We start from the raw sequence: 25,681 nt of genomic DNA on the forward strand, positions 1-25,681 counted from the left end.
CGTGGAACCCTGTTCTAAGCTCTGAAGTCGTATCGTCTCGACAGCAGCATTTAAGGCCAAGGAGTGTGCATGGCGGGTCCCGGATTGAAAGTGCTGATGGCCGTGAGCGCCATGGCGTTGCTCACCGCTTGCGGCGACAAGAAGCCTGCTGAGGAATACTTGCCACGGGTCTTTGTGCAAGAGGTCGAACCGGCCAACTACGCCGCAGCGGTGACCCTCACCGGTGATGTGCAGGCGCGGGTGCAGACCCAGCTGTCATTTCGCGTCGGCGGCAAGATCATCCAGCGCATGGTCGATGTCGGCGACCGCGTCACGGCCAAACAGGTGCTGGCCAAACTCGATCCGAAGGATCTGCAGACCAACGTCGATTCCGCTCAGGCCCAGGTCGTCGCCGAACAGGCCCGCGTGAAGCAAGCGGCAGCCGCTTTCGTGCGTCAGCAAAAACTCCTGCCCAAGGGCTACACCAGCCAGAGCGAATACGATTCGGCACAAGCCGCGCTGCGCAGCAGTCAGAGCGCATTGAGCGCGGCGCAGGCGCAACTGGCGAACGCCGGGGACCAGCTCGGCTACACTGCGCTGATCGCCGATGCACCCGGGGTGATCACCGAGCGCCAGGCCGAAGTCGGCCAGGTGGTGCAGGCCACCGCGCCGATTTTCAGCCTCGCCCGCGATGGCGACCGCGACGCGGTGTTCAATGTCTACGAATCGCTGCTGGCCGAGCGTCCGTCCGATCGCTCGATCGTGGTCAGCCTGCTCGACAATCCCGCGATCAAGACCACCGGCACCGTGCGTGAAATCACGCCGTCGGTGTCGGCGCAATCGGGCACCGTGCAGGTCAAGGTCAGCCTCGACAAGCTGCCGCCGGGCATGCAACTCGGTTCTGTGGTCAGCGCCACCGCCAAAGGCACCGGCAAATCAGCTGTGGAACTGCCTTGGTCGGCGCTGACAAAAAACATCAGCGACCCGGCGGTATGGCTGGTCGATGACAAGGGTGAAGCGCAGTTGCACACGGTCACGGTCGGTCGCTACCTGACCGGCAAAGTGATCATCAGCGAAGGTCTCAAGGGCGGCGAGAAAGTCATTGTCGCCGGCGGTCAGTTGCTGCACCCCGGCATGAAAGTCGAGATTGCCGAAAACACCTACAAGGATCTGCAACCGGGAGCGCAGCCATGAAGCGCCTCGGACTGTTGTGCATGGCGCTGCTGCTGGGCGCCTGCTCGGAAAAGGAAACCCCGCCGGAACCGGTACGTCCGGTGCTGTCGGTCACGGTTAAAGCGCTCAACGAAGAAAGCCTCGGACGCTTTGCCGGCAGCATTCAGGCGCGTTACGAGAGCAACACCGGTTTCCGCGTCGGTGGACGCATCGCCAGCCGCAACGTCGATGTCGGCGCCGAGGTGCAGAAGGGCACCTTGCTCGCCACCCTCGATCCGTCCGACCAGCAGAACCAGTTGCGCTCGGCCCAGGGCGATCTGGCGAGAATCCAGGCGCAACTGATCAACGCCCAGGCCAATGCACGTCGTCAGCAAGCGCTGTTTGATCGCGGCGTCGGTGCGCAGGCGCAACTGGACGTCGCCAATACCGATCTGAAAACCACTCAGGCCTCGCTCGATCAGGCCCGCGCGGCGGTCAGCCAGAGCAAGGATCAACTGAGCTACACCGAGCTGCGCTCCGATCACAAAGCCGTGGTCACCGCGTGGAACGCCGAAGCCGGGCAAGTGGTAACTGCCGGCCAACAGGTGGTGACGCTGGCGCAACCTGACATCAAGGAAGCGGTGATCGATCTGCCCGATACGCTGGTCGATCAGTTGCCCAGCGACGTGGTGTTCTCGGTGGCCGCGCAACTCGACCCGAGCATCAACACCACGGCGATCATCCGCGAGATCGAACCCCAGGCGCAAAGCGCCACGCGCACCCGCCGCGCGCGCCTGACCCTGTCGGATACGCCGGACGGTTTCCGCCTCGGCACCGCGATCAGCGTGACCCTCAGCTCGGCGATCAAGCCGCGCATCGAACTGCCGGTGACGGCGTTGCAGGAAGCCGACGGTAAAACCCGGATCTGGGTGATCGACACGCAGAACAAAACCGTCAACCCGCGCGACGTCAGCGTGGTCAGCCGTGGCGACAACAGCGTGGTGCTGGCCGGTGGCGTGCAAAACGGCGAGCGCGTGGTCAGCGCCGGCGTCAACAGTCTCAAACCCGGACAATCGGTAAAACTTGACGAGGACAGTCAATGAAAGGCTCTTTCAACCTCTCCGAATGGGCCTTGAAGCACCAGTCATTCGTCTGGTACCTGATGTTCGTCGGGCTGCTGATGGGGGTGTTCTCCTACTTCAATCTCGGCCGCGAAGAAGACCCGTCATTCACCATCAAGACCATGGTGATCCAGACCAAATGGCCGGGCGCGACCCAGGAAGAAACCCTCAAGCAGGTCACCGACCGCATCGAGAAAAAACTCGAAGAGCTCGATTCCCTCGATTACGTGAAAAGCTACACCCGCCCCGGCGAATCGACGGTGTACGTGTACCTGCGCGACACCACCAGCGCTGAGGACATTCCGCAAATCTGGTACCAGGTGCGCAAGAAGATCGACGACATTCGCGGCCAGTTTCCCCAGGGCATTCAGGGGCCGGGGTTCAACGATGAGTTCGGTGACGTGTACGGCTCGGTCTACGCCTTCACCGCCGACGGCCTGACCATGCGCCAGTTGCGCGATTACGTGGAACAGGCGCGCGCAGAAATCCGCAACGTGCCGGGGCTGGGCAAGATCGAAATGGTCGGCCAACAGGACGAAACGATTTACCTGAACTTCTCCACGCGCAAACTTGCCGCGTTAGGTATCGACCAGCGCCAGGTGGTGCAGAGCCTGCAATCGCAGAACGCGGTGACTCCGGCCGGGGTGATCGAGGCGGGGCCTGAGCGGATTTCCGTGCGCACCTCGGGCCAGTTCGAGTCGGAGAAAGATCTGGCCGAGGTCAATCTCAAGCTCAACGATCGCTTCTATCGTCTGGCCGACATCGCCGAGATCAGCCGTGGCTACGTCGATCCGGCGACACCGGAATTCCGCTTCGACGGCAAACCGGCGATCGGCCTGGCGATTGCCATGCAGAAGGGCGGCAACGTTCAGGAGTTCGGTAAAGCGCTGCATGAGCGCATCGACCAGCTCACCGCAGATTTGCCGGTCGGCGTTGGCGTGCACACCGTTTCCGATCAGGCGGTGGTGGTGGAAGAGGCCGTCGGCGGTTTCACCAGCGCGCTGTTCGAAGCGGTCATCATCGTGCTGGTGGTGAGTTTCATCAGCCTCGGCGTGCGCGCCGGTCTGGTGGTGGCCTGCTCGATTCCGCTGGTGCTGGCCATGGTCTTCGTGTTCATGGAATACAGCGGCATCACCATGCAGCGGATTTCCCTCGGCGCGCTGATCATCGCCCTCGGTCTGCTGGTGGACGACGCGATGATCACCGTGGAGATGATGGTTACGCGCCTGGAAATGGGCGAGAGCAAGGAGCAGGCGGCGACGTTCGCCTACACCTCGACGGCATTCCCGATGCTCACCGGTACGCTGGTGACCGTCGCCGGTTTCGTGCCCATTGGTCTCAACGCCAGTTCGGCGGGTGAATATACGTTCACGCTGTTTGCGGTGATTGCCGTGGCGATGATCGTCTCGTGGGTGGTGGCGGTGTTCTTCGCACCAGTGATTGGCGTGCACATCCTCAGCGACAAGGTGAAGGCCCACGATGCCGAGCCGGGTCGCGTCGGTCGCGCCTTCAACGGTGGTCTGTTGTGGGCCATGCGCAATCGTTGGTGGGCGATCGGCGTCACCGTGCTGTTGTTCGTGCTGGCGGTGTTCTGCATGCGTTTCGTGCAGAACCAGTTCTTCCCCGCTTCCGACCGCCCGGAAATTCTCGTCGACCTGAACCTGCCGCAAAACGCCTCGATCGACGAAACCCGCAAGGCGGTGGACAAGCTCGAAGCAACGCTCAAGGGCGACCCGGACATCGTGCGCTGGAGCACTTACATCGGTCAGGGGGCGATCCGTTTCTACCTGCCGCTGGACCAACAGTTGCAGAACCCGTACTACGCGCAACTGGTGATCGTCAGCAAGGATTTCGAAGCCCGCGAGGCACTCAGCCAGCGCTTGCGTGAGCGCCTGCACAAAGACTTCGTCGGCATCGGCAGCTACGTGCAGGCTCTGGAAATGGGCCCGCCGGTGGGGCGTCCGATTCAGTATCGAGTCAGCGGCAAAGACGTCGATCAGGTGCGCAAACACGCCATCGATCTGGCCACCGAACTGGACAAGAACCCGCACATCGGCGAGATCATTTACGACTGGAACGAGCCCGGCAAAGTCCTGCGCATCGACATCGCCCAGGACAAGGCGCGGCAACTGGGACTGTCGTCAGAAGATGTGGCCAACCTGATGAACAGCATTGTCAGCGGCTCACCGTTGACCCAGGTCGATGACGATATCTACCTGATCAACGTGGTCGGTCGCGCCGTGGATTCCGAGCGCGGTACCCCGGAAACCCTGCAGAACCTGCAGATCGTCACGCCGAGCGGCACCTCGATTCCGCTGCTGGCGTTCGCCACCGTGCGCTATGAACTGGAGCAGCCGTTGGTCTGGCGTCGCGACCGCTTGCCGACCATTACCATCAAGGCCTCGGTGCGCGACGAGATTCAGCCGACCGATCTGGTGAAACTGCTCAAGCCGTCGATCGATGCTTTTGCCTCGAAACTGCCGGTCGGCTACAAGGTCGCCACCGGCGGCACGGTCGAGGAAAGCGGCAAGGCCCAAGGGCCGATTGCCAAGGTGTTGCCGCTGATGCTGTTCCTCATGGCGACGTTCCTGATGATTCAGTTGCACAGCGTGCAGAAGATGTTCCTGGTCGCCAGTGTGGCGCCGCTGGGGTTGATAGGCGTGGTCCTGGCGCTGGTGCCGACCGGCACGCCGATGGGCTTCGTGGCGATCCTGGGGATTCTCGCGCTGATCGGCATCATCATCCGCAACTCGGTGATTCTGGTGACGCAGATCGATGAGTTCGAGCAGAAAGGCTATGCGCCGTGGGACGCGGTGGTCGAAGCCACCGAACACCGGCGCCGACCGATCCTGCTGACCGCAGCGGCAGCGAGCATGGGCATGATCCCGATCGCCCGCGAAGTTTTCTGGGGACCGATGGCCTACGCAATGATCGGCGGGATTGTCGTGGCGACGCTGCTGACGCTGCTGTTCCTGCCGGCGCTGTATGTGGCCTGGTACAAGATTCGCGAGCCTGAAAAAGAATCTTCCTGAAGCAAAAGCAAAAATCGCAGCCTTCGCAGCACCTACAGGGAAACGCATTCCAACGTAGGAGCTGCCGAAGGCTGCGATCTTTTGATCTTCAATCAACTCGACGCCACACGCTCGCCAGCCAAGGCTGCTGCTCACGCGGCAACCCGGCGGGCCGGTAATAATGCTCCAGTTCGACAAACCCCGCCGCCGTCAGCAACCCGCGCCAGGCCTCGAGATCGTGATACGAGCCGTAGCGCGGCCCGTTCCAGCCCTCTTGGTTGTCGCCACGCGGATTGGAACTGAACAGCACGCCACCCGGTTTCAAGGTGCCGTGCAGTTGCCGTAGCACTTGCGGCAACACCTGCAGCGGCACATGAAACAGCACCGCGTTGGCGAAAATGCCGTCGAAGCGCTCGGCCGGCAGATCAAGCTTGAGAAAGTCCTGCTGCCAGACTTCGCAACCGCTGTCTTCGCGGGCCATGCGCGCGAACTCCTGCGAGCCATCGAGGCCGATCGCGACGTGGCCCATGCGCGTGAAGGTTTGCAAATCCCGCCCCGGCCCGCAGCCGAAATCGAGAATCGTGAAGGGTGCTTCACCGTGAATGTGGCGCAGCAAGGCCTCGATATTCTGGCTGACATCGTGGTCGCGCGTGCCTTCACGGAAATCCTCGGCCACCGAGTTGTAGTGTCCAAGGGTGGTGGCGGTGATCTGTTCGAGGTCGCTGGGCGTTTGCTTCATGATCGATGCTGTATTGGCGGCGTGAGGGCGGACTATAAGCCTTTTCACCGGCAAAAAAACGCCGCCTGCGCTGGGGCCAGTGCAGGCGGCAATGGGTGCCAGGCTTCAGTGCTGCTTCGCTCCCAGACAATCGATCGAGCGGTCCATCATCGCCTTGGCCATTTCCAGCAGATGCCAGACCGAAAACACCATGGCCCGATCCGCGCCCCCGAGCTGGTCACCGCATTGATGGACGGTCACCGAGGCGCAGCGCAGCAGATCGGCAACATACAGTTGGGCGTCCTCCAGCGTCACATCTTCGCTGATGCTGTAAACGCGTTTCTGTCCCGCCAACGTGATCTGATTGCCGGCCAGATGCGAGTCGACGGCGCGGCACAGTGCAGAGCGATCCTTGAGCAAATCCTCGGTGAACCGCTTGCTTGAGGTAAGGCTGAGTGGCGGATCGGCAAGATTTTTTTCCATGGGTAAACTCCTGACTTCAAGTGGGAGCCAACCATTTCGCGACTAAACGAGCAGGACGGCGGCTGCACGCGGATCAGTCGCCGGCCGGACAACTGAATCCAGTCACCGCAAAACAGTGACGACCGGAGATTAGCTACAGGATATTTCGGGTACAAGCGGGCAAAATATTCTAGGAATCGTCCTGCAAACCCCCGTGGTTCGGGCTGGCGAAACGACAAAAGTGGTGTAGGAAGCATCTGATTTTTGCGAAGGGCGTTGCCTAAGATATCGCGATCACAAGGGCCTGATTGATGGCCACCTGCCGCCATCGACCTTAGCGCTTATTCAGTCCTCGCGCCAGCCTGTCTGAATGACCGCATGGGTGCGCAAACCTGAATGCAACTGGTAGTTCTTACAGTATCGGGATGGAGAAAACTGGTTCAGTCTCAGCGTATAGACATCAGGGACTCGCGTAGCCGTGAATACCCGCCATGACACCGCCACTCCGACCTTGTCGGTCATTGACCCGCGCGCACTGGTGGTTCGCAGCGTTGCCTATTGCCGACACCCGGATAAAGCCGACATCGAATCGCGCATCACCCGGCAGATCTTTGATGAGGCGGGGCGTCAGGTAGCGTCGTGGAATCCGCGTTTGTACGGCGTTGCGCCCAAGCCGAATCTGGCCACACTCTACGCATTGAGCGGTCAAGACTTACTCGCAGACAGCGTCGACGCCGGTTGGCAGGTGCGGCTGTTGAATGAAGCGGGCTCGATGTGTTCTGGCTGGGATGCCCGGGGCAGTCAGAGTCACCGCCAATACGATGATCTGCTGCGACCGCTAGCCCTCACCGAGCAGGCGCACGACGGGCAGCCTCGCGTGGTCGAGCGCTGGATCTATGGAAAAGCCACCGATGATCGTGCGCTGCACAACCAGTGCGGTCGACCGATCCGCCACGACGACCCGGCCGGCAATCGGCATTTCGATGGCTACGGCCTCGCTGGCGCAGTGGTGGTGGAGTCGCGACGTTTTTTGATCGAGCTCGAGACGCCTGACTGGCCGCTCGAACCCGACCGGCGGGATGACTATCTCGAGGAAACAACCTACGTCACCCGGCAGACTTTCACTCCAACTGGCGAGTTGCAGCATCACACCGACGCGGTTGGAAACCTCAGAACGCAGCATTACAACATCGCCGGGCAAGCTTGCGCGACCTGGCTGTTGCAGGCCGGCGAGGGCAGGCAGCCGAAGTGCCTGGTCAGCGCGATTCGCTACAACGCGCAGGGTCAGATCGAAAGCGAAACGGCCGGCAACGGCGTCATCGCCCGCGCCGAATACAGCCGCGATGACGGCCGGTTGCTGAGACTGCTCGCCAGTGTCGGCACGCATCCTCCGTTGCAGGATCTGAATTACGTCTACGATCCGGTGGGCAACATCATCAGCCTGGAAGACAAGACTCAAGCCGTGTCCTGGCTCAACAATCAGCGCATCGATCCGGTCAGTCGGTATCGCTACGACAGCCTTTATCAACTGGTCGAGGCCAGCGGCTGGGAAGTCAGCCAGCCCAGTCATGGCCCGGCCTTGCCGGAGCTGCTGCCAACGCCGCTGGATCCTAATCAACGGCGCAACTACACGCAGAAATTCGACTACGACGCAGCGGGCAACCTGATCACTCGCCAGCATAGCGGTGCGCCAGGTTTTTCGATGTACACCTCCCATCGCAACAACCGAAGCCTGATGCAGCGCGACGATGGTTCCTTGCCCGGGGAAGCGGAAATAGCGTTGGGATTTGATGCGGCGGGTAATCAGCTTGAGCTGCAGCGCGGACAGGCCATGACGTGGAACGTGCGCAATGAGCTGAGTCGCGTAGTGCTGGTTCAACGCGAGGCAAAGGCCGATGATTTCGAGTGCTCTAGTTATGATCTTTCCGGTCATCGTTCGCGCAAAGTGTTTATCCGACAGACTGCGGTTCGAATTCTGGATAGCGAGGTTCGCTATCTTCCCGGTCTCCAATTGCACCGACGTGCCGGAGGTGAAGAGTATCAAGTGATCGAAACCGGAGTCGGTCGAGCTTCGATAAAACTATTGCACTGGCCTTGCGCCAGAAACCCGGATCAACTGCGTTTCGGCTATGACGATCTCATCGGCTCCTCTACTGTGGAGCTGGATGATGAAGGCTGTGTTCTGACACTGGAGCAGTATTATCCCTTTGGAGGAACAGCCTGCTGGGCTGGCAGAAATGCGCAGGCGGCGACATACAAAACCGTCCGATATTCTGGCAAGGAGCGAGACGCGACGGGACTTTATTACTACGGCTATCGGTATTACGCGCCTTGGCTACAGCGATGGATAAGTGCGGATCCGCAAGGGGACGGGTTGAATCTGTACGCAATGGTCGCAAACAATCCGACAAGCGCTGTCGATTCCGACGGTCTGAAGGGCAGCGATGCGCAGGATCGTTGGCGCAGAGCTTATGCGGGAATAGTGGCGTCAAGAGACGGTGTCTGGGTACGCACAGTGGCCCGGGGAATTGTGGCAGTCGATATTGTCGGCGGTAATGAATTGTTCAATCGGATGGGAATGAATTTGACTCGTCTGATCGTAGGCAATAGAAGCCTTGCCTACTTGTCGATTGATTCGACATTGCGAAGCAAAGTAGCGGGCGCCGAGACTGGTTTTCGTCTGAACACGGCGTCGGGAGAAGATATCAAGGCGCAAGCAGCTATCCCGAACGCGGGTGCCGTTGCCTATATCAACGGCGGTTTCTTCAATATGCGGAATCAGGCTAGCAGTAACGTTTCGCCGTTTGCGCCGATTGGCCCAAGCAAGATCGGCGGTAAAAGTCAGATTTACGCCCCGGTGCCTTCAGACTATCGAAAGCATTTCGTGACAGTTCGAATGAGAGATGGATCGAGGATTGAATCCGGGCCTGTGCTTTCGCAAGGTGGGGAAGCGGTCTTCCCGGAAAGCCATTTGGATCTCACCAAATTTCTCTTTGACCCGAAGAACAATCAGCCGGGCAAACTGGGTCATGCAGGTTCACCTAACATCCGCTCCGGCATCAGTTTGCCCGGCGGAACAGATAGCGGGCAGCGTACGCGTTTGGCATGGGGCGGCAGTACCGGGCGCAGCGACACAGCGACTGGCTATACGATGCCCGAATGGTCCAGGGTAATGGCCAGGCTCGAGGGGATAAACGGTGCTGGTGGATGGTCGGTGAATCTTGATGGTGGTCATTCGGCGGGAATCGGCGTGGTTGGAGCACACGACGAATTGCTTTACAGAAGGCCTGAAGAAGGATCATCCGTCCGATCCATCGCCAACTTCATCGCTTATTACGAAAAGCCCCACAAACAGGGATTTTTCAAAAAATGGTTTTCCTGAATCCTGGCGGTTGAGTCATTAAAAGAGGTTGACCTGTTAGTTTTTACAGTAGCGGCTCGACCAGAATAAGCACAGTCTTGGTATCAAAGATGCCAAGGACTCACTCCAAATGGGCACTCGTCATGACACCACCACTCCGACCTTGTCGGTCATTGACCCGCGCGCACTGGTGGTTCGCAGCGTTGCCTATTGCCGACACCCGGATAAAGCCGACATCGAATCGCGCATCACCCGGCAGATCTTTGATGAGGCGGGGCGTCAGGTAGCGTCGTGGGATCCGCGTTTGTACGGCGTTGCGCCCAAGCCGAATCTGGCCACACTCTACGCATTGAGCGGTCAAGACTTACTCGCAGACAGCGTCGACTCCGGTTGGCAGGTGCGGCTGTTGAATGAAGCGGGCTCGATGTGTTCTGGCTGGGATGCGCGGGGCAGTCAGAGTCACCGCCAATACGATGATCTGCTGCGACCGCTAGCCCTCACCGAGCAGGCGCACGACGGGCAGCCTCACGTGGTCGAGCGCTGGACCTATGCAAAAGCCACCGATGATCACGCACAGCACAACCAGTGCGGTCGACCGATCCGCCACGACGACCCGGCCGGCAATCGGCACTTCGATCACTACGGCCTCGGCGGTGCAGTGGTGGTGGAGTCGCGACGCTTTTTGATCGAGCTCGAGACGCCTGACTGGCCACTCGAACCCGACCGGCGGGATGACTATCTCGAGGAAACAACCTACGTCACCCGGCAGACTTTCACTCCAACTGGCGAGTTGCAGCATCACACCGACGCGGTAGGCAACCTCCGGACCCAGCATTACAACATCGCCGGGCAAGCTTGCGCGACCTGGCTGTTGCAGGCCGGCGAGGGCAGGCAGCCGAAGTGCCTGGTCAGCGCGATTCGCTACAACGCGCAGGGTCAGATCGAAAGCGAAACGGCCGGCAACGGCGTCATCGCCCGCGCCGAATACAGCCGCGATGACGGCCGGTTGCTCAGACTGCTCGCCAGTGTCGGCACGCATCCTCCGTTGCAGGATCTGAATTACGTCTACGATCCGGTGGGCAACATCATCAGCCTGGAAGACAAGACTCAAGCCGTGTCCTGGCTCAACAATCAGCGCATCGATCCGGTCAGTCGGTATCGCTACGACAGCCTTTATCAACTGGTCGAGGCCAGCGGCTGGGAAGTCAGCCAGCCCAGTCATGGCCCGGCCTTGCCGGAGCTGCTGCCAACGCCGCTGGATCCTAATCAACGGCGCAACTACACGCAGAAATTCGACTACGACGCAGCGGGCAACCTCATCACTCGCCATCACAGCGGTGCGCCAGGTTTTTCGATGTACACCTCCCAGCGCAGCAACCGAAGCCTGGCGCAGCGCGACGATGGTTCCTTGCCCGGAGAAGCGGAGATAGCGCTGGGATTTGATGCGGCGGGTAATCAGTTGGAGTTGCAACGCGGTCAGGCCATGTACTGGAACGTACGCAATGAGTTAAGCCGGGTTGTGTTGCTGAAACGTCCGAATGAAAGCGATGACTACGAATGTTATGGCTACGACGAGCCGGGGCATCGGTTGCGTAAAACGACTGTCAGCCAAGCGTCCGGTCAGACGCTGACGGTAGAAGTTCGTTATCTGCCGGGGCTTGAGATTCATCGCGAAGTCGATGGTGTCGAGCGACATGTCTTCAGTGTCGACACCGGGCGCAATCAGGTACGACTGCTGCACTGGCCAAGCGGGGTGGAAAGCGACCAACTGCGTTACAGCCTCAATGATCATCTTGGTTCCAGCACGCTGGAATTGGATGATGGTGCGGGGATTTTGACTCAGGAGCACTATTACCCGTTTGGTGGCACGGCGTGCTGGGCGGGTAAGAATTCATTGGCGGTGAAAAACAAAACGATTCGCTACTCAGGCAAAGAGCGGGATGCGACCGGTCTTTACTATTATGGATATCGTTATTACGCGCCGTGGTTACAGCGGTGGTTGAACTCCGATCCTCTTGGTGATATTGACGGTCCCAATCGTTATTTATTTACGGTTAATAATCCGGTGTCCAAGTTGGACTTTTTTGGTGCGAACTCCACGCCTCCGCTTGATGTGGCTCACGCTTACGATCTCATGTTCAGTGAGGGTGAAGTATGGAACGGATTGAGTTTGGTATCTGAAAGTGGAGTTGACACGATTGCGCGTGTCTCCTGTGCTAATGTTATTCTCTTGGATAGCGAGGTTGATAGTGAGCGACAAAGAAAGCTTGTTAAGAGTTTTTCGCGTTTTTCGATTGATGATTATTCAATTACGCATTTCAGTAACGCAGATTTTACTGATCAGGATGGAGTTCATTTCAAAACGTTATTCACGTTGCGAAGCGAAAGAACCAAAGAGGATTATCTGGGTAACTCAGGAACAATTAATATTTCGCGTTATGGAAATCACGATTTTGTTTTTTTTGCCCTGGACGCTGGTGCTCAGCCCCAAAAGACCACCTCAAAATTCGGGGAGTTTCGCTACCACGCATCTTTCGCAGCCTTGAATGCCAAGTATCAATATACGCATATGGAGATAGGAGACTTATTGAGACCGAACTCTCGTGATATTAGTATTGGGCGAGCCAAAAGCTTGCCTTGGTTAGCTGCCGCCAGTGACGATGAGTTAATAGATTTTAAAAATAGAGCGGGGCTTCGGCCTGACAAAGAGAAAGATTTGTTGTTTTACGGAAAGGATATGCTTCAAGGTTTGGGTTTGAAAATTGCCGTGGATCTCGGGTCTCTGAACGATTTCGTACAGGAGGCGGTGATTGAGTGGGCTGATGGAGATCGTACAATTGATAATATGACTGAAATAATTAATGTTTTTTATCGTCCGCAAATTTTGGTTCCGGGAGGGATCAAGTTCAGGGGCGGTGAATTTATATTACGCAAGCCTTAGAGTTCAGGTTTATTGTCTATCCGCTAGGAGTGCCCTGCTCCACTCGTTTATCGTTGTAAGCGACGTGCACCAGCGGAGCAAAGTCGAAGATGCAAATGTTAGTTGCGGCTTTTACGTAGCAGTTGGTAGTCGGCCGGTTTTAGTGTTGGCTCACTTCACGTAGCCAACATCACGAGATTTGCTCACCGCTTATTCAACCCCCGAGCCAACCGATCCCCACCCAACTGAATCACCGCCACCAGCGCCACCAGCAAGACGATCACCGTCAACATGATCTGGCTGTCGAAGCGCTGATAACCGTAGCGGTAAGCGATATCCCCCAGCCCACCAGCACCAATTGCCCCAGCCATGGCCGACGAATTGATCATCGTCACCAGGGTGATGGTGAAACCGCCGACAATCCCCGGCAGCGCCTCGGGCAGCAGCACATGCCAGACGATATGCCAGCGCCGGCAACCCATGGCCTGCGCGGCTTCGATCAGACCATGATCGACCTCGCGCAGACTCACTTCGGCGATCCGCGCGAAGAAGGGCGTTGCGGCGATTGTCAGCGGTACCACAGCGGCCCACACGCCATAGGTGGTGCCGACGATCAGGCGGGTAAACGGAATCAGCGCAACCATCAGAATCAGGAACGGGATCGAGCGGAACAGATTGACCAAGGCGCCCAGCGCACGGTTCAACAGCGGCGCCTCATAGATCCCGTCCTTGTCACTGGTGACCAGAATCACCGCCATGGGAATCCCCGCCAGCAGCGCGATCAACGACGACACGCCAACCATCAGGAAGGTGTCGATAAAACCCTGCAGCAAGCGATCAAACCACATAGCCCAATACCTCCACTCGTTGCGCCCATTGCCCGGCGCGTTCGCGCAATTGCCCGGCGCTGAACGCCGAGCCGCTGACGGCCAGTAAAAGCTGCCCCAGCGCATGACCCTGAATCCTTTCCACGCCGCCCTGAAGCAGCTTCACTTGGCCACCCAACGCCGCAAATAATGCAGCCAGATCCGGCTCATCAGCGGCACTGCCTGTGAACTGCAAACGCAACACCACCGCTGCATCAGAAGCCGTGGATTGCGCCTGCAATCGGCTTTGCAGTTCTTCCGGCAAGGCGTGTTGCAGCGGCGCGAGCAAGGTCTGGCTGACCTCGTGTTGCGGATTGCCGAACACTTGCCACACCGGCCCTTGCTCGACCGCATGGCCATGCTCAAGCACGACGACGCGATCGCAGATGTCGCGGATCACTGCCATTTCGTGAGTGATCAGCACAATGGTCAGGCCGAGGCGTTTGTTGATCTCGCGCAACAGGCCGAGGATCGACTGCGTGGTCTCCGGATCGAGTGCCGATGTCGCTTCATCGCAGAGCAGAATGTCCGGGTCATGCACCAGCGCGCGGGCGATGCCGACACGCTGTTTCTGCCCACCGGAGAGTTGCGCCGGGTACGCCTTGTGCTTGCCTTGCAGGCCGACCAGTTCGAGCAGTTCGCGAACCTTGTTGTCGCGCTGTTCCTTCGGCACGCCGGCGACTTTCAGTGGCAACTCGACGTTCTGCCAGACGGTCTTGGCCGACATCAGATTGAAGTGCTGGAAGATCATGCCGATACGCCGGCGCAGAGCGACGAGGCGGTCTTCATCGAACTCGCCGATATCGACCTGATCGATCAGCACCCGCCCCGACGTTGGCTGTTCCAGGCGATTGATCGTGCGGATCAGCGACGACTTGCCGGCGCCGCTGCGGCCGATGATGCCGAACACTTCACCACGCTGAATCGCCAGGTCGATGCCCTGCAAGGCCGCGACCGGACCTTGCCGGCCGTCGTAGGTTTTGCCCACGCCAATAAAGCGTACGTGGGCGCGATTCAACTCGGGGTGCAACTCGGTTTTTTCAGCATTGTGTGGCTCTGGAAGCTCCAGTCGCCGTTGGATCGCGGCAGTCATGTTCAGCTTTCCCAACCGGCCTGATAGAGCTTGCCGTGGGCCTTGTCCAGTGCCGCGCGAACGGCCGGCGAATGCTGATAGATGTCGACGAACTTGATCAGGCGCGGGTCGGTTTTGCTCTTCGGCTGGATGACGAACTGGATCACGTATTCCTTGTGATCGAGACCGTCGAACAGCAGTGCCGAGCCGGCATCGAAGGTCTTCGCCAAGCGGATATAGGCTGGATAACCCTGGACCAGATCGGCGTCGTCATACGCGCGCACCAGTTGCACGGCTTCGACCTGAAGAATCCTGATCTTCTTCGGATTGGCGACGATGTCGTCTTCGGTGGCTTTGTAGCCGACGCCCGGTTTCAGGCTGATCAACCCGGCCTTGGCGAGCAATTGCAAACCGCGTCCGCTGTTGATCGGGTCGTTGGCGATGGCGACGCTGGCGCCTTCGGGCAGCTCATCGAAGCTTTTGTATCGCTTCGAATACAGACCGACGTTGTTAATGATCCCAGGAGCGAATGGCACCAGATCGAAACCGGACGCGGCTTTGGCGTTTTCCAGGAACGGAATGTGCTGGAAGTAATTCACATCGATGTCGCCAGCGGCGAGGCTGACGTTGGGCGCGATCCAGTCGGTGAATTCCACCAGTTCGACTTTCAGGCCTTGTTTGGAGGCTTCCTCGACGGCGGCTTCCAGCGGGATGGCAAAAGCGGCGGTGGTGCCGATTTTCAGCGGCGCATCCGCAGCGAATACCGCCGAGCTGAACAGGCCGAAGGCCAGAGCCAGTGCTTTGACTGGGTGGGACAGGGTTTTTTTGGTCATGATGAGTTTTCCAGTCAGTGCATAAGATTTGTGGTGCCTGTTGTGGCCTCATCGCTGGCAAGCCAGCTCCCACAGGTTTTGTGTGCGCCGCAGACCCTTGTGGGAGCTGGCTTGCCAGCGATGCTTTTAGCGTCGGTACGAAGAGCCGGCATGTTGCTCAGGCAACTGCGCCTCACCGTGAAACAACTTCTCGCGTAAGGTCCCGCCCTCATACGCAGTCTTGTACGAGCCGCGCCGCTGCAGCTCGGGAATCACCAGTTCGATGAAATCGACATAGCTTTCCGGGGTGACGATGCGGGTCAGGTTGAAGCCGTCCAGACCGGTCTCGGCGATCCACGATTCGAGTTCATCCGCCACCTGCTCGGGCGAGCCGACCACGGTGATGTAACGACCACCGAGGGCGTGCTGGTCGAGCAATTTGCGCCGGGTCCAGTCGTTGTTCTGCAGGTTTTTCGTCGCCGACTGAATCGCGTTGCTCTTCACGTACTGGATCGGTTCGTCGATTTCGTACTGGGCAAAGTCGATGCCGGTGGAGGCGGAAAAATGCGCCACGCCGGCCTCGGCACTGGCGTAACTCAGGTACTCGGCATGCTTGGCCCACGCCGCTTCTTCGGTGGCGCCGACGATCACATTGAGGCCCATGAACACCTTGATGTCTTGAGGATTGCGCCCGGCTTCGACCGCGCTGGCACGGACCTTGTCGACCTGCACTTTGGTCGATGGTTTGTTCTGGCCGCTGATGAATACGCACTCGGCATGACGCCCGGCGAAGAGCAAGCCGCGATCGGAGCTGCCGGCTTGGAACAATACCGGCGTGCGCTGCGGTGACGGCTCGCAGAGGTGATAACCCTCGACCTGATAGAACTCGCCCTTGTGCTCGACCTTGTGCACTTTTTCCGGATTGGCGTAGATACGCTCCTCGCGGTCGTTGAGCACCGCGCCGTTCTCCCAACTGCCTTCCCAGAGCTTGTACAACACCTGCAGATACTCTTCGGCCTGGTCGTAGCGGCGGTCATGTTCGACCTGTTCGCGCAGGCCCATGGCTTTGGCGGCGCTGTCCAGGTAACCGGTGACGATGTTCCAGCCGACCCGGCCGCGACTCAAATGATCGAGCGTCGACATGCGTCGGGCGAACAGATATGGCGGCTCGTAAGTGAGATTGGCGGTCAGGCCGAAGCCGAGGTTTCTGGTGACGGCTGCCATCGCTGAAACCAGTAGCAGCGGATCGTTGACCGGCAACTGGATCGACTCTTTCAGCGTGACGTCCACCGAGTTCTGGTAAACGTCGTAGACGCCGACGATGTCAGCGATGAACAAACCATCGAACAATCCACGCTCAAGCAACTGCGCCAGTTCGGTCCAGTATTCGATCGTGTTGTAGCGGGTCGAAGTGTCGCGCGGATGCGTCCACAGGCCGTGATTGATATGGCCGATGCAGTTCATGTTGAACGCATTGAGCAGAATTTTCTTTTTCGCAGCGCTCATCAGATCGTCCCTCGCAGCGGAGGGTTTTCGTCGTTGAGGTAATAATTGCCAACTGCGTGATATTTCCAGCGCACTGGGTCATGCAGGGTATGCACTCGGGCGTTGCGCCAGTGGCGGTCGAGGCCGTGTTCACTCAGCGTCGCCTGGCTGCCGGCCAGTTCGAACAGGGTGCTGCCGGCGGCGAGGGAAATTTCCGTGCTGATCGCCCGCGCTTCGGCAACCGCGATCGATGCGGCGGCGACGGTTTCGGCGTTGGTTTCGGCTTGCGCGGCATCGAGGATTTCGCCGGCACGTTCGAGCAAGGCTTCGGTGGCGTGCAACCGAATGCTCAAGTGGCCGAAGCTCTTCAATGTCAGCGGATCTTCGGTGGCCTTGTCGTTGCCGGAATCGATCCACGGACGGGTTTTGCTGCGCACGAAATGCAAGGCATCTTCGAAAGCGGCGCGGGCAATGCCGGTGTCGATGGCGGCGTGGAGAATCTGCGCCAGCGGGCCGACCGTGGTCGGGCGCTCGAAAGCGCTCTGAAACGGCAGCACGTCTTCAGCCGCTACATACACATCTTCGAACACCACCGAGCCACTGCCAGTGGTGCGCTGGCCGAAGCCGCTCCAGTCGTCGATCACCGTCAGGCCCTTGCTCTCGCACGGGACGAAGGCCAGTTGCTGTACGCCGTTTTCATCGACCACCGACGTCGGAATGCGCTGCGCGTAAATCGCCCCGGTCGAGTAGAACTTGCGACCGTTGATGCGATAACCAGCGCCGTCGCGTTTGAGACGGGTGACACGGTCGTGAGCGGTTTTGGTGCCCAGTTCCGCCAGCGCATTGCCGAAGCGCTGGCCGGCGAGGACCTCGGCGTACAAACGCTGTTTCTGTTCATCGCTGCCATTCACGCGCAGCACTTCCAGTGCGTAGAAATGGTTCTGCGGAATCTGTCCCAGCGAGCCGTCCGCCTGCGCAATCAGGGCGATGACTTTGGCCAGGGTGACGTTGGAAACACCTGCGCCGCCATATTCCTTCGGCACGCTGATGCCCCACAGGCCGGAGCGGGAAAACACTTCGAGCTCGGCCAATGGCAGGCGGCGTTCGCGGTCGCGGATCGCGCTGTCGCGTTTGAAATCTTCGGCCAGGTCGCTGGCGACGATCAGGGCTTGCTCATCGCTGGTGATGAGCGCGACGTGATGGGAAAGCGTCATGGGGGGTTCTCCAGATGACTGGTCGTCTCAGATCCAGGAATGGCGAGCCGGCAAAGTGCCGTTCAGTCGGTAGGCGCCGACCGCGTGATATTTCCAGCGCACCGGGTCGTGCAGGGTGTGCACGCGGGCGTTGCGCCAGTGGCGGTCGAGGTTGAATTCGGCGAGGGTCGCGCGGCTGCCGGCCAGTTCGAAGAGCTTTTCGCTGGCCAGCAGCGAGATCTCGGTGGTCAGTACTTTTGCTTCAGCCACGGCGATCGAAGCGCGAGCAGCGGACTCAGCAGTGAGTGGCGCCGCGTGAACCTGATCAAGCACTTGTCCGGCCTTGCGCAGCAGCGCTTCGGCGGCGTGCAGTTCGATTTTCAGTTTGCCGATATCGGCGATCACGTAGAGGTCATCGCTGGCGCGCTCGACCTTGGCGTCGATCCATGGTCGCGCGCGGGTTTTGACGAAGTCGATGGCGTCGTCGATGGCGCCACGGGCGATGCCAGCGTCGATGGCCGCTTGAATCAGCTGCGACACTGCCCCTTGGGTGTTCGGCTTGTCGTTGATCTTCCAGTTGTCGATGACGAGGCTCGACTCGACGCGTACGTTGTTCAGCAGGATCGTGCCGCTGGCGGTGGTGCGCTGGCCGAAACCCGACCAGTCATCGACGATGCGCAAACCTGGCGTGCCGCGACGGACGAAGGCCAGCACTTGCTTGCCGTCATCGTTGAGCGCTTTCACCGCGACCCAGTGGGCGAACAGGGCGCCGGTGGAATAGAACTTCTGGCCGTTGATCACGTAGTCGTCGCCATCTGCACTGATTCGCGCATTCAGTTCCAAGGTGTTTTTCGTGCCGCGTTCCGGGCCGGCATTGCCGATGCGCCAACCTTCCACAACACTCTGGAACAGCTGCTTTTTTTGCGCTTGGGTAGCGGTGCCGAGCAACAGATGGATGATGCCGAACTGGTTTTGCGGAATCTGTCCGAGCGCCGGGTCGGCGGCAGAAATGATCGCGAATACTTCAGCCAATGTGACGAAGGAAACCTGCGGGCCACCGTATTCGCGCGGGATGGCAATGCTGCCCAGACCGCTGCGGGTGAACTGTTCGATTTCCGACCATGGCAGCTTGCGCTGACGGTCGCGTTTGGCCGCCTGCACGCGGGCGGCCTGCGCCAGCTCGTGGGCGGCCTTGATGGCTTGAGCGTCGTTGCGCAGTACTTGCGCGGGCAACAACAGTGGGGCGATGTCCAGATCGGACTGCAGATTCGCATCTGCCAGACTGGACATCAGTGCCGCTCCCTGGCTGCACGCAATGCCCTGGCGATCTGCACTGGGGTGATTGTGTTCCGGACCATACCTACCTCACATCTCATGAAAAACGCCGCGAAGTGCGGCGATTGAAAGAATGTCCGGTGGTCCGGTGCATATACCCTAAGCGTGTATAAAAATTAAATAAACTAACTTTTAGGAATATGCATAGAAGGGTGGATGTTCGGCTTGGTTAACGAGGTTCAGGTGAGAGATAACTGACCTCCCACCTTGAGCAGGTCTCACTTGGTACGTGATTCAGCGGCCTTGAATTCGGGCTTCAACGGGACTTTCACGTACGGATTCACGCAACCGATTTTCAGTGTGCGCGGCGGTGCCCAGCGCGAGTTGTTACCGACCCGGTCGAGGATGCAGTAGGTCACGTCCAGCCGCAGGTCTTCGCCCGCTTCGACAATGACCGCCGGTGGCACCCAGACTTGAATCGGCAGCCCGACGTCGGCCGCAGTGAGCGCCGCCAGATCCATGCGCACATCACCCCAGCGCAATGTGATGGCGTCGTCTTCGGCCATGTTCAGATAAGGCTCGATAGTCAGCGGCACGCCGCGTTTGATCTGGCTGGGGTTGACGCCCTGGCGGCGAATCGCTTCGGGGATGATCACCGGTGCCAGTTGCTGGTTTTCATCTTCGCAGTGCGCAGCGGGCTGGCCACCCGGGCAATCGAGTTTGACCTGTATCCGCGTCGTTGCCGAAAGCGCGGCGCCCTGGCCGACCTGCATCACGCGGTAGTGAATGCGCGCGGTGCCGTTGGTGATGAAACTCTCCGGCACCCGCAGGCTGACCGACTCGCCCACATCGGCCGCGCTGAGGACTTTTGACGCGACATAGCATTTGTCCCAGAACAGTTCGATCAGATCGCCAACGTCCATGTCGCAGTAGGGCGGCACGTCGATGAGCAGGTGAGCTGCCGTTGCCAGGTTGATGCCGTTTTTTTGTGCGCATGCCAGCGTTGGCGCTGCAAGTTCGGGTGTGTGCGAAGTGCGGGTCATCGGTTTCTCTCCTTGAAGTCTTGCAGCGAAATCCGTTTCTGGAAAACAAAAAAGGCGCGAATCAACTGGCAATAAAAGCGACAAGTATTTGCTCGGTATTAGTGCGGGTTGTTTGAACTAAGGGGCGCCGGTTGCCGACTAGATAAAAGTCTGCGGAGAGGGGTGTCAATAGAGGGGATTAGTTAATGCGTAAATTACAAGTTAATCAGAAAGCTCCTACGTCATCGAGGCAATAAGCCTAGGCGTAAGCGCGAAATCAGCTACAGATAAACAGCGGTTTCGCGGCGTTTTGTGCGGGTTCGTTCACCGGCAAACGTGTGGAAATATGACGAATCGAGGATGTGCGTCATCGTTGCGCAATGTTTATCTGCGCACACAAGTAATAAATGTTTAGAAGAATGAAATGCCGGGGGAGGGATAACTTCCGTCCGTGGAAGTTGAGGGCTGTGGCAGAGAAAGTTCTCAGGCGTGATTCAGAAACTTGCTGAGAAACTGTTTGGTGCGTTCTTCTTTCGGGTTGGCAAACAGTGCCTTGGCTTCACCTTGTTCAACAATTACGCCCTTGTCGAAAAACACCACGCGATTGGCCACGTCACGGGCAAAACCCATTTCATGGGTGACAATCACCATGGTGCGATTTTCTTCGGCAAGACCGCGGATGGTCGCCAGCACTTCGCCGACCAGTTCCGGGTCGAGGGCGGAGGTCGGTTCGTCGAATAGAATGACTTCCGGCTCCATCGCCAGCGCCCGGGCAATTGCCACGCGCTGTTGCTGGCCACCGGAAAGCCGGCGCGGATACGCGTCCTCCTTGCCGGCAAGCCCCACTTTGGTCAGCAGCTTTTTACCCAGAGCAACTGCCTGGTCGCGCGGCATCTTCTTGACCACGATCGGGCCTTCGATGACGTTTTCCAAAGCGGTGCGATGGGGGAACAGGTTGAAGTTCTGGAACACGAAGCCGACGTGCTGGCGCAGGTTGCGCACCAGGCTTTGCTGCTGGTTCAGCGGGCGGCTGGTATCGATTTCGATATCGCCGACCTTGATCCGGCCGCTGGTGGGTTCTTCGAGGAAATTCAGGCAGCGCAGGAACGTCGTTTTCCCCGAACCACTGGGACCGATGATCGCGACGACTTCGCCTTCCTTTACCTCAAGGTCGATGCCGTTGAGCACGACCTGTCCCTTGAATTGCTTGGTCAGTTTTTCCACGACAATCATCGCGTCAGGACTCCTGGTCGTGCCGATTGACCCGCTCTTCCAACTTGTTCTGCAAGTGCGAAAGCACCGTGGCCAGAATCCAGTAGATCAGCGCGGCGGCAAGATACATGGTGAAGACTTCAAAAGTCCGGGCGGTAATCAGCTGCGCCTGACGGAACAGCTCCGGCACCTGAATGGTCGCGGCCAGCGCCGTGTCCTTGACCAGCGAAATGAAGCTGTTGCCCAGCGGCGGCAATGCCGTGCGCATCGCTTGCGGCAGGATGGCCCGGCGCAGGGTCTGCGCGCGGGTCATGCCGATACTCGCAGCGGCTTCCCACTGACCGCGTTCGATCGAACCGATCGCGGCACGGAGGATTTCACAGGCGTAGGCGGCCATGTTCAGCGAGAAACCGATCAGCGCTGCTGGCAGCGGATCAAGCTCCATGCCCAGTTGCGGCAAGCCGTAATAGATCACGAACAACTGCACCAGCAACGGCGTGCCGCGAAAGAACGACACGTAGATGCGGGCCAGCCAGCTGACCGATTTGAAGCGCGACAGGCGCATCAGCGCGAGGCCGAAGCCCAGCAGCAGACCGAAGAACATCCCGCCGAGGCTGAGGACTACCGTGTAGTACGCGCCCTTCAACAGAAAGGGCGCGGAATCCAGCGCGAGTTGGAAAGCCTCTTCCATTATTTAGTGACGTCTGCGTTGAAGTATTTCTTCGACAGTTTCTCAAGAGTGCCGTCAGCACGCAGTTCGTCGAGCGCCTTGTTCACCGCAGCCAGCAGTTCAGGCTCGCCTTTGCGCAGGGCGATACCGGATTCCTGACGCGAAAAGGCCTCACCGGCAGCTACGGTTTTCGGGGCTTTCTTGGCGTATTCGAGGGCAGCCAGACGGTCGATCAGGATGGCATCGGTACGACCGTTGTTGAGGTCGGCGAATTTGGTCGGATCATCATCGTAGGTGCGCACGTCAGCACCCGGCACGTTGGCGCGGACCCACTGCTCGTAGTTGGTACCCAGGCCGACACCGACTTTCTTGCCGGACAGGTCAGCGGCAGTCTTGATGTTCAGCGCCGACTCTTTGCTTTTCAGCACGAGGGCCTGAATGCCAGAGACGGTATACGGTTCGGAGAAGTCGTACTTCTTCTTGCGCTCGTCGGAAATGGTCACTTGGTTGACCACCAGATCCAGACGCTTGGATTCCAGTGCGGCGAGGATGCCGTCCCATTTGGTCGGCTGAATCTTGGCCTTGACGCCGAGCTTTTGCGCCAGCGCTTCGGACAGCTCCACTTCAAAACCCGACAGCTTGCCGTTCTCGTCGACATAGCTGAACGGGGGGTAAGTGCCTTCCAGGCCGACGTTCAGAACGCCCTTGTCCTTGATCTGTTGCAACTGCTCACCGGCCACTGCCTGACCGATCAGGCCGGCGCTGAGCGCAAGACCCAGCGAACCGACCAGCAGAGTGCGACGTAGTGCGGAAAAATTCATGACAAGCCCCTGTGTTTTCTTATGGAAGACGCTTAAGGAATGTAGGCAAATTGGTGATCTGGACGACAGCGCTATCCTGCCTTAAAGCAGCTTAAGCGTCTCGCCTGAAATTCGCCTGCGGCGAGACTATAAGATGTCTGTTTTAGACTTGAAAATACTTAATACTAAAATTGTTATTCATTTCAGGAATATGCGTGACTGCTTGAAGATCGCAGCCTTCGGCAGCTGCTGCAGGTGATCTCATGTAGGAGCTGCAGAAGGCTGCGATCTCTTGATCTGCTCTTACAGAAAATCCTTGTAGGCAAACAACGCTGGCGCGCCCCCGGTGTGCAGGAAGATGACCGGGCCGTCATCGAATCGCTGCCGGCCAATCCCGTCTAACAGGCCGGCCATGGCCTTGCCGGTGTACACCGGGTCAAGCAACAGACCTTCCTGAGCCGCTAACAGTTTCACCGCCGCCAAAGTCCCGGCATTCGGTTCGCCATAACGTGGGCCGAAATATTCGTCCCACAGCTCGACCTTGAAGCTGGCCGGCAACTCGACGCCCAGCAGCTCTGCCGTGCGTTCGGCCAACCCCTGCACCTTCGGGCGCTGATCTTCTTCACTGCGCGAAACGGTCACGCCAATCACCGGCAGTTGCGGCAGCGCCTCACTCAGCGCCAGTCCGAGACCACTGTGAGTACCGGCACTGCCTGAAGCCAGCACCACCGCGGCGAAATCGAGGCCGCTGTCCTTGATCTGCTCGGCCAGCTCCAGCCCGGCGCGCACATAACCCAGAGCACCAAGCGCGTTGGAGCCGCCAATAGGCACCAGATACGGCTTCTTGCCGTTGCTGCGCAGGCGCACGGCGAGGGCGGCCAGTTGTTCGTCGGCATTGTCGAGGTTGTCGACCAGCTCGACTTTGGTGTCGAACAGATTCAGCAGCAAGCGGTTGCCGTTGCCGGTGTAATTTCCATCATCAGTGCCCAGCGGATTTTCCAGCAGCGCCACACAACCGAGGCCGAGTTTCGCGGCCAGCGCGGCGGTCTGGCGCACGTGGTTCGATTGCAACGCACCGGCCGTGATCAGCGTGTCAGCACCTTGCGCGAGCGCGTCGGCGGCCAGGTATTCGAGTTTGCGCAGCTTGTTGCCGCCCATCGCCAGCGGCGTCAGGTCATCGCGTTTGATGTACACCTCGCGACCGAGCCAGGTGGACAGGCGTTCGAGTTTTTCCAGCGGCGTGGGGTGGCTCAGCAGTTCGAGACGGGGGAAGCGTTGCAGCTGTTGTTTGATCATGGGTCCGTACTGGCGCAGAAGAATGAAAGGACTATAGGCACGCGTTTTTGCACGGGCAACCGCCAATCGCTTATAGCCAAATGGACTGAGGCCAGCACTATCGGTTCTTAATTCGTCGGCAAAGCCATGCCGTAAAGTAGGCGCCGATGACGCGGCCAGACAGTCCGGCCGCCCGTGAGGAGTCTTTACCGTGAGCGAGCGTTCCAGCCATTGGCAATTGCAGACCATCGTCAGCCAGCTGCGCAGCGCGCGGGATCAGTGGCGCGCACAGAATGGCCGGGCTTCAGGAGAGCAGGGCGGCCGCGAATTGCCGTCGCGAGCGGCGATGGCGGAAATCCTCGAGGCGCTGTGTGGCGCGCTGTTCCCGATGCGTCTGGGGCCGGTCGATCTGCGTGAAGAAAGTGAAGACTTCTACGTCGGCCACACGCTTGATGTAGCGCTCAATGCATTGCTGGCGCAGACGCGCCTGGAGCTGCGTTACGTTGCCCGCCACAGCGCGCAGGACGACAGTGAAGTCGAGACCCGCGCCATTCAGATCGTGCAGGATTTTGCCCTCGCATTGCCGGGTTTGCGCACGCTGCTCGACACCGACGTGCTGGCGGCCTACCACGGCGACCCGGCGGCGCGCAGCGTTGATGAAGTGCTGCTGTGCTATCCGGGCATTCTTGCGGTGATTCACCATCGCCTGGCGCACCATTTATACCGTGCCGGACTGCCACTGCTGGCGCGGATCAGCGCGGAAATCGCGCACTCGGCGACCGGAATCGATATCCACCCGGGCGCGCAGATCGGCCGCAGTTTCTTTATCGATCACGGCACAGGCGTAGTGATTGGCGAAACCGCGATCATTGGTGAGCGGGTGCGGATTTATCAGGCGGTGACCCTGGGGGCCAAGCGCTTCCCGGCGGATGAGGACGGCCAGTTGCAGAAGGGCCATCCGCGTCATCCGATCGTTGAGGATGACGTAGTGATCTATGCCGGGGCGACGATTCTCGGACGGATCACCATCGGCAAGGGCTCGACCATTGGCGGCAACGTCTGGCTGACGCGCAGTGTGCCGGCGGGGGCGAATCTGACGCAGGCAAATCTGCAGCATGATGACGGGACGCAGAAGTAGGCCGTGGAATCCTTTTCCCCTCACCCCAGCCCTCTCCCGGAGGGGAGAGGGGGCCGACCGAGGTGTTTTGCGTCATACATCGACCTGAAATACCGGGTCGATTATGGATTCGGCACGGTTTCCTCAGGTTGGCGCAC

The 25,681-nt window shown here is 59.2% G+C and carries 19 protein-coding genes; 6 read left to right on the top strand and 13 right to left on the bottom strand.

Annotated elements, in window-relative coordinates:
* Positions 1-69: 69 nt before the first annotated feature.
* Genes AB4N73_RS22840 through AB4N73_RS22850 form a run of 3 tightly spaced genes read left to right on the top strand, consistent with a single transcriptional unit; the run spans position 70 to position 5,284 of the window.
* Positions 70-1,173: an efflux RND transporter periplasmic adaptor subunit gene (locus AB4N73_RS22840; protein ID WP_460142579.1), complete on the top strand. Its 1,104-nt coding sequence runs from the start codon at positions 70-72 to the stop codon at positions 1,171-1,173.
* On the top strand, positions 1,170-2,234 hold the full coding sequence (locus AB4N73_RS22845) for an efflux RND transporter periplasmic adaptor subunit (protein ID WP_041477460.1): 1,065 nt from the start codon (positions 1,170-1,172) through the stop codon (positions 2,232-2,234). Before AB4N73_RS22840 ends, AB4N73_RS22845 begins: the two co-directional genes overlap by 4 nt.
* Entirely contained in the window at positions 2,231-5,284 is a 3,054-nt protein-coding gene (locus AB4N73_RS22850) for an efflux RND transporter permease subunit (RefSeq protein ID WP_056787048.1), read from the top strand. Before AB4N73_RS22845 ends, AB4N73_RS22850 begins: the two co-directional genes overlap by 4 nt.
* 88 nt (positions 5,285-5,372) lie before the next feature.
* On the opposite strand, the gene AB4N73_RS22855 is transcribed toward AB4N73_RS22850, so the two are convergent.
* Together AB4N73_RS22855 and AB4N73_RS22860 are read right to left on the bottom strand one after the other, a co-directional pair.
* Positions 5,373-6,002, bottom strand: a complete 630-nt coding sequence (locus AB4N73_RS22855) for a class I SAM-dependent methyltransferase (RefSeq protein ID WP_056787053.1) — start codon at positions 6,000-6,002, stop codon at positions 5,373-5,375.
* A 105-nt stretch (positions 6,003-6,107) separates the two neighbouring features.
* Complete coding sequence (locus tag AB4N73_RS22860) at positions 6,108-6,464, bottom strand: DUF6124 family protein (RefSeq protein WP_460142580.1); 357 nt, start codon at positions 6,462-6,464, stop codon at positions 6,108-6,110.
* A gap of 457 nt (positions 6,465-6,921) precedes the next feature.
* On the opposite strand from AB4N73_RS22860, the gene AB4N73_RS22865 reads away from it, so the two are divergent.
* Positions 6,922-9,825: an RHS repeat domain-containing protein gene (locus AB4N73_RS22865; protein WP_460142581.1), complete on the top strand. Its 2,904-nt coding sequence runs from the start codon at positions 6,922-6,924 to the stop codon at positions 9,823-9,825.
* Between the two features lie 109 nt (positions 9,826-9,934).
* A complete protein-coding gene (locus AB4N73_RS22870) occupies positions 9,935-12,745 on the top strand; it encodes an RHS repeat domain-containing protein (protein ID WP_460142582.1) in 2,811 nt (936 codons plus the stop codon).
* A gap of 182 nt (positions 12,746-12,927) precedes the next feature.
* Here the strand turns inward: AB4N73_RS22870 and AB4N73_RS22875 are convergent, their stop codons facing one another.
* From AB4N73_RS22875 to AB4N73_RS22925, 11 genes are all read right to left on the bottom strand, one after another.
* Entirely contained in the window at positions 12,928-13,572 is a 645-nt protein-coding gene (locus tag AB4N73_RS22875; RefSeq protein ID WP_460142583.1) for a methionine ABC transporter permease, read from the bottom strand.
* Positions 13,562-14,683, bottom strand: a complete 1,122-nt coding sequence (locus tag AB4N73_RS22880) for a methionine ABC transporter ATP-binding protein (RefSeq protein WP_460142584.1) — start codon at positions 14,681-14,683, stop codon at positions 13,562-13,564. The genes AB4N73_RS22875 and AB4N73_RS22880 overlap by 11 nt, the downstream gene beginning before the upstream one ends.
* A 2-nt stretch (positions 14,684-14,685) precedes the next feature.
* Complete coding sequence (locus AB4N73_RS22885) at positions 14,686-15,495, bottom strand: MetQ/NlpA family ABC transporter substrate-binding protein (RefSeq protein WP_236168236.1); 810 nt, start codon at positions 15,493-15,495, stop codon at positions 14,686-14,688.
* Positions 15,496-15,621: 126 nt separating this feature from the next.
* Positions 15,622-16,980 (bottom strand): LLM class flavin-dependent oxidoreductase, encoded by a 1,359-nt coding sequence (locus AB4N73_RS22890; RefSeq protein ID WP_236168235.1) that lies wholly within the window; start codon positions 16,978-16,980, stop codon positions 15,622-15,624.
* Positions 16,980-18,173, bottom strand: coding sequence for an SfnB family sulfur acquisition oxidoreductase (locus tag AB4N73_RS22895; RefSeq protein WP_460142585.1), 1,194 nt, complete (start codon positions 18,171-18,173; stop codon positions 16,980-16,982). Before AB4N73_RS22895 ends, AB4N73_RS22890 begins: the two co-directional genes overlap by 1 nt.
* Positions 18,174-18,200: 27 nt before the next feature.
* Complete coding sequence (locus AB4N73_RS22900) at positions 18,201-19,442, bottom strand: SfnB family sulfur acquisition oxidoreductase (RefSeq protein WP_460142586.1); 1,242 nt, start codon at positions 19,440-19,442, stop codon at positions 18,201-18,203.
* 263 nt (positions 19,443-19,705) lie between these two features.
* Entirely contained in the window at positions 19,706-20,470 is a 765-nt protein-coding gene (locus AB4N73_RS22905; RefSeq protein WP_252887122.1) for a hypothetical protein, read from the bottom strand.
* A gap of 462 nt (positions 20,471-20,932) precedes the next feature.
* Positions 20,933-21,682 carry an L-cystine ABC transporter ATP-binding protein TcyN gene (gene tcyN / locus AB4N73_RS22910; RefSeq protein WP_076565047.1) on the bottom strand — a complete coding sequence of 250 codons (750 nt, stop codon included), beginning with the start codon at positions 21,680-21,682 and terminating at the stop codon, positions 20,933-20,935.
* A 4-nt stretch (positions 21,683-21,686) separates the two neighbouring features.
* A complete protein-coding gene (tcyL, locus tag AB4N73_RS22915) occupies positions 21,687-22,352 on the bottom strand; it encodes a cystine ABC transporter permease (protein WP_016772200.1) in 666 nt (221 codons plus the stop codon).
* Positions 22,352-23,152: a cystine ABC transporter substrate-binding protein gene (tcyJ, locus tag AB4N73_RS22920; protein WP_016772199.1), complete on the bottom strand. Its 801-nt coding sequence runs from the start codon at positions 23,150-23,152 to the stop codon at positions 22,352-22,354. Before tcyJ ends, tcyL begins: the two co-directional genes overlap by 1 nt.
* A 282-nt stretch (positions 23,153-23,434) precedes the next feature.
* Positions 23,435-24,427 (bottom strand): D-cysteine desulfhydrase, encoded by a 993-nt coding sequence (locus AB4N73_RS22925; protein WP_460142587.1) that lies wholly within the window; start codon positions 24,425-24,427, stop codon positions 23,435-23,437.
* Positions 24,428-24,617: 190 nt separating this feature from the next.
* Here AB4N73_RS22925 and epsC point away from each other — a divergent pair, with 190 nt between their 5' ends.
* Entirely contained in the window at positions 24,618-25,544 is a 927-nt protein-coding gene (gene epsC, locus AB4N73_RS22930; RefSeq protein WP_024011175.1) for a serine O-acetyltransferase EpsC, read from the top strand.
* Positions 25,545-25,681: the final 137 nt, after the last annotated feature.

The organism is Pseudomonas sp. S3_B08, from assembly GCF_054667725.1.

Coding starts and splice junctions, on each gene's coding strand:
- AB4N73_RS22840 (WP_460142579.1), top strand. CDS start 70: ATGGCGGGTCCCGGATTGAAAGTGCTGATGGCCGTGAGCGCCATGGCG.
- AB4N73_RS22845 (WP_041477460.1), top strand. CDS start 1,170: ATGAAGCGCCTCGGACTGTTGTGCATGGCGCTGCTGCTGGGCGCCTGC.
- AB4N73_RS22850 (WP_056787048.1), top strand. CDS start 2,231: ATGAAAGGCTCTTTCAACCTCTCCGAATGGGCCTTGAAGCACCAGTCA.
- AB4N73_RS22855 (WP_056787053.1), bottom strand. CDS start 6,002: ATGAAGCAAACGCCCAGCGACCTCGAACAGATCACCGCCACCACCCTT.
- AB4N73_RS22860 (WP_460142580.1), bottom strand. CDS start 6,464: ATGGAAAAAAATCTTGCCGATCCGCCACTCAGCCTTACCTCAAGCAAG.
- AB4N73_RS22870 (WP_460142582.1), top strand. CDS start 9,935: ATGGGCACTCGTCATGACACCACCACTCCGACCTTGTCGGTCATTGAC.
- AB4N73_RS22875 (WP_460142583.1), bottom strand. CDS start 13,572: ATGTGGTTTGATCGCTTGCTGCAGGGTTTTATCGACACCTTCCTGATG.
- AB4N73_RS22880 (WP_460142584.1), bottom strand. CDS start 14,683: ATGACTGCCGCGATCCAACGGCGACTGGAGCTTCCAGAGCCACACAAT.
- AB4N73_RS22885 (WP_236168236.1), bottom strand. CDS start 15,495: ATGACCAAAAAAACCCTGTCCCACCCAGTCAAAGCACTGGCTCTGGCC.
- AB4N73_RS22890 (WP_236168235.1), bottom strand. CDS start 16,980: ATGAGCGCTGCGAAAAAGAAAATTCTGCTCAATGCGTTCAACATGAAC.
- AB4N73_RS22895 (WP_460142585.1), bottom strand. CDS start 18,173: ATGACGCTTTCCCATCACGTCGCGCTCATCACCAGCGATGAGCAAGCC.
- AB4N73_RS22900 (WP_460142586.1), bottom strand. CDS start 19,442: ATGTCCAGTCTGGCAGATGCGAATCTGCAGTCCGATCTGGACATCGCC.
- AB4N73_RS22905 (WP_252887122.1), bottom strand. CDS start 20,470: ATGACCCGCACTTCGCACACACCCGAACTTGCAGCGCCAACGCTGGCA.
- tcyN (WP_076565047.1), bottom strand. CDS start 21,682: ATGATTGTCGTGGAAAAACTGACCAAGCAATTCAAGGGACAGGTCGTG.
- tcyL (WP_016772200.1), bottom strand. CDS start 22,352: ATGGAAGAGGCTTTCCAACTCGCGCTGGATTCCGCGCCCTTTCTGTTG.
- tcyJ (WP_016772199.1), bottom strand. CDS start 23,152: ATGAATTTTTCCGCACTACGTCGCACTCTGCTGGTCGGTTCGCTGGGT.
- AB4N73_RS22925 (WP_460142587.1), bottom strand. CDS start 24,427: ATGATCAAACAACAGCTGCAACGCTTCCCCCGTCTCGAACTGCTGAGC.